Source organism: Streptomyces sp. YS-3 (genome assembly GCF_045257485.1).
Classification (GTDB): domain Bacteria; phylum Actinomycetota; class Actinomycetes; order Streptomycetales; family Streptomycetaceae; genus Streptomyces.
Map to the genome: position 1 here is coordinate 1 of NZ_JBJHPC010000721.1, position 3120 is coordinate 3120.

The window sequence follows — 3120 nt, forward strand, 5'->3', positions numbered from 1 at the left end:
GGCCTGGGCGTGGTCGGGGGGCGGCGCGGGGGCGCGGTGCTCGCCCTGGTCGGCCCGCCCGGTGTGGGAAAGACGAGTGTCGCGGAGAGCGTGGCCCACGCCATGGGCCGCAAGTTCGTCCGCGTCGCCCTCGGCGGCGTCCGCGACGAGGCCGAGATCCGCGGCCACCGGCGTACGTACGTGGGCGCCCTGCCCGGCCGGATCGTGCGGGCGGTCAAGGAGGCCGGGTCGATGAACCCGGTGGTGCTGCTCGACGAGATCGACAAGCTCGGCTCCGACTTCCGCGGCGACCCGGCCGAGGCCCTGCTCGAAGTCCTCGACCCGGCGCAGAACCACACCTTCCGCGACCACTACCTGGAGGTCGAGCTCGATCTGAGCGACGTCGTCTTCCTGGCCACGGCCAACGTCCTGGAGGCCATCCCGGAGGCGCTGCTCGACCGGATGGAGCTCGTCCGCCTCGACGGCTACACCGAGGACGAGAAGGTCGTCATCGCCCGCGACCACCTGCTCCCGCGCCAGTTGGAGCGGGCCGGGCTGGACGGCGGCGAGGTGGTCCTGGAGGAGGGCGCGCTGCGCAGGCTGGCGGGGGAGTACACCCGCGAGGCGGGCGTGCGGAACCTGGAGCGCTCGCTCGCCCGGCTGCTGCGCAAGGTCGCGGCCCAGCACGAGACCGGCGAGCGTGAACTCCCCTTCACGGTCACGCCCGACGACCTGCGCGCGCTGATCGGCCGCCCGCACCACGTCCCCGAGTCCGCCCAGGACCCGGCGGAGCGGCGCACCTCGGTGCCCGGGGTGGCCACCGGCCTCGCCGTCACCGGGGCGGGCGGCGACGTCCTGTTCGTCGAGGCGTCCCTGGCCGACCCGGAGACCGGGGCGGCGGGCCTGACCCTCACCGGCCAGCTGGGCGACGTGATGAAGGAGTCGGCCCAGATCGCGCTGAGCTTCCTGCGCTCGCACGGCGCCGAGCTGGAGCTGCCGGTGGCCGACCTCAAGGACCGGGGCGTGCACGTCCACTTCCCCGCGGGCGCGGTCCCCAAGGACGGCCCGAGCGCCGGCATCACGCTGGTCACCGCGCTGTCCTCGCTGCTCAGCGGCCGGCTGGTGCGCACCGACGTGGCGATGACCGGAGAGGTCTCGCTCACCGGACGGGTGCTGCCGATCGGCGGTCTGAAGCAGAAGCTGCTCGCCGCCCACCGCGCGGGCATCACCACGGTGGTGATCCCCAAGCGCAACGAGCCGGATCTGGACGACGTCCCGGCGGAGGTCCTGGAGAAGCTGGAGGTCCACCCGGTCGGTGACGTCCGCCAGGTCCTGGAGATCGCGCTGGCCCCGGCGCAGGTGCCGGTGGCGGTCGCGGTGTGAGCCGGGCGGTGTGAGGGGGCCGCGCGGGCGCTACGCCCGCGCGGCCTTCTCGTACAGCCGCCGGGCGCGCGCGTCGAAGAGCACGGCCGTGGAGGCCACATCGGTGTCGCCGCCGCTCAGCACGCCGATGAGCCGGCCGGGGCGGTCCGGCCCCCGGTGGTCCGCCAGCCACGGGCTGCCGCTGGTGCCGGTCCAGAACCCGGCGCAGTCGATCCGTACGTCGCTCGGCAGCTCGGGGTCCGGGCGGGTGTCGGTGGTGCAGGCGATGGGCCGGTTCTCCGGGTTGTGGTCCTCGTCCGGATAGCCGAGGACGGTGACCCGGCGCCGCGGCCCCGAGCCCCAGTCGGGCTGGGCGGCGCCCACCACGCTCTGCACGCTGCGGCCCCGGGCGTCCGGCTCCAGGGTCAGGAAGGCGTAGTCGAAGGAGTCGTCGCCGCTGTCGGACCAGCGCTCGTCGGTCTGCACGGACCTGACCTTCCAGGTGCCGTACGGAAGGGAGCCCTTGACCGCGCCGGAGAACCCGGGCGCGAACGCCATCGAGCCCGCCGACCCGGCGTCCGCGCAGTGCGCGGCGGTGGCGACGACGTTGCCCCGGGGGCTGGCGACGACACTGGCGGTGCACCAGTGCTTGTCGCCGTCGACCAGGACGCCCACGAACGGCAGTCCGGCGCCGGTCACGGCCGAGGACTGCGGGGCGGGCGCGGGCGGCACCTCGTCGGGCCGGTCCTGCTGCGGCGCCGACGCGGCCGATCCGCCGCACCCCGTGACCAGGCCCAGTATCCCCGCGGCGGTCACCCGCCCCACCGTTCGCAGCACGCGCATGGTGACCATCCTGTCGTATGACGGGACGCGGCAGGGGCAGGCCCCCGGCGCGCGTCGGCGCGCCGGGGGCCGTCGGGCCGGTCCCTCCTAGCCGTTGGCCAGGGCCTGGAGCCGGTCGTACGCCCCGTTGAACCGGGAGTGGTCGCCGACCGTCGGTCCCGAGGAGGTGTACTGCCACATCGTGTAGTAGCCCCAGCCGGCCGGCAGGGCGCCCGGGTCGGTGTTGTAGCGGGCGATCCACAGCGGGTTGGTGGAGCCGAAGGCGGCGGAGTTGCCGGTGCACTGGGTCCACCAGCTGGTGGCGGTGTAGATGACCGCGTCACGGCCGGTGCGGGTCTTGTACCGGTTCACGAAGTCGCGGATCCAGCTGACCATCCCGGCGGCGGACTTGCCGTAGCAGGCGGCGCCGTAGGGGTTCCACTCGATGTCGAGCGCGCCCGGCAGCGTACGGCCGTCGCGCGACCAGCCGCCGCCGTGGTCCACGAAGTAGTCGGCCTGGGCGGCGCCGCTCGTGGTGTCGGGCGTGGCGAAGTGGTACGCGCCCCGGATCATGCCGACGTTGTACGAGCCGTTGTACTGCTGGGCGAAGTACGGGCTGGTGTAGTACGTGCCCTCGGTGGCCTTGACGTAGGCCCACTTCACCCCGCTGTTCCACAGGGTGCTCCAGGCCACGTTGCCGTTGTGGCTGCTGGTGTCGACCCCCTCCGTCTGCACAGTCTGCACAGCCTGGACGGTCCGGGTGTCGCGCGGGAGACCGCCGGTGCCGTCGTGGGCGGCGACGCCCATGCCCATGGTGGCGGAGCCGCGGGCGGGGGGCCTGGCCGCGTCCGAGGTGCCGGGCGCGGTGAGCAGGAGGGTGAGGGCGAGGAGGAGGATTCCGGCCGCGGTGAGGGGAGCGCGGCGGGCCGTTCCGGGTCTGTGCACGGGCATTGCGTG

Annotated in this window: 3 protein-coding genes; 1 reads left to right on the top strand and 2 read right to left on the bottom strand. The window is 74.2% G+C overall.

The genetic code is table 11. The annotated features are described in order from the left end of the window. A partial coding sequence (gene lon / locus ACJA3G_RS33820) for an endopeptidase La (protein ID WP_406556855.1) occupies positions 1–1362 on the top strand: 1362 nt, incomplete at its 5' end. A 30-nt stretch (positions 1363–1392) separates the two neighbouring features. Here the strand turns inward: lon and ACJA3G_RS33825 are convergent. Both ACJA3G_RS33825 and ACJA3G_RS33830 read right to left on the bottom strand, forming a co-directional pair. After that, on the bottom strand, positions 1393–2184 hold the full coding sequence (locus ACJA3G_RS33825; RefSeq protein ID WP_406556856.1) for a trypsin-like serine peptidase: 792 nt from the start codon (positions 2182–2184) through the stop codon (positions 1393–1395). An 87-nt stretch (positions 2185–2271) separates the two neighbouring features. Next, the gene (locus tag ACJA3G_RS33830; RefSeq protein WP_406556857.1) at positions 2272–3114 is read right to left on the bottom strand and encodes a lysozyme; all 843 of its coding nucleotides are present in this window, start codon (positions 3112–3114) and stop codon (positions 2272–2274) included. Positions 3115–3120: the final 6 nt, after the last annotated feature.

Coding starts and splice junctions, on each gene's coding strand:
- ACJA3G_RS33825 (WP_406556856.1), bottom strand. CDS start 2,184: ATGCGCGTGCTGCGAACGGTGGGGCGGGTGACCGCCGCGGGGATACTG.
- ACJA3G_RS33830 (WP_406556857.1), bottom strand. CDS start 3,114: ATGCCCGTGCACAGACCCGGAACGGCCCGCCGCGCTCCCCTCACCGCG.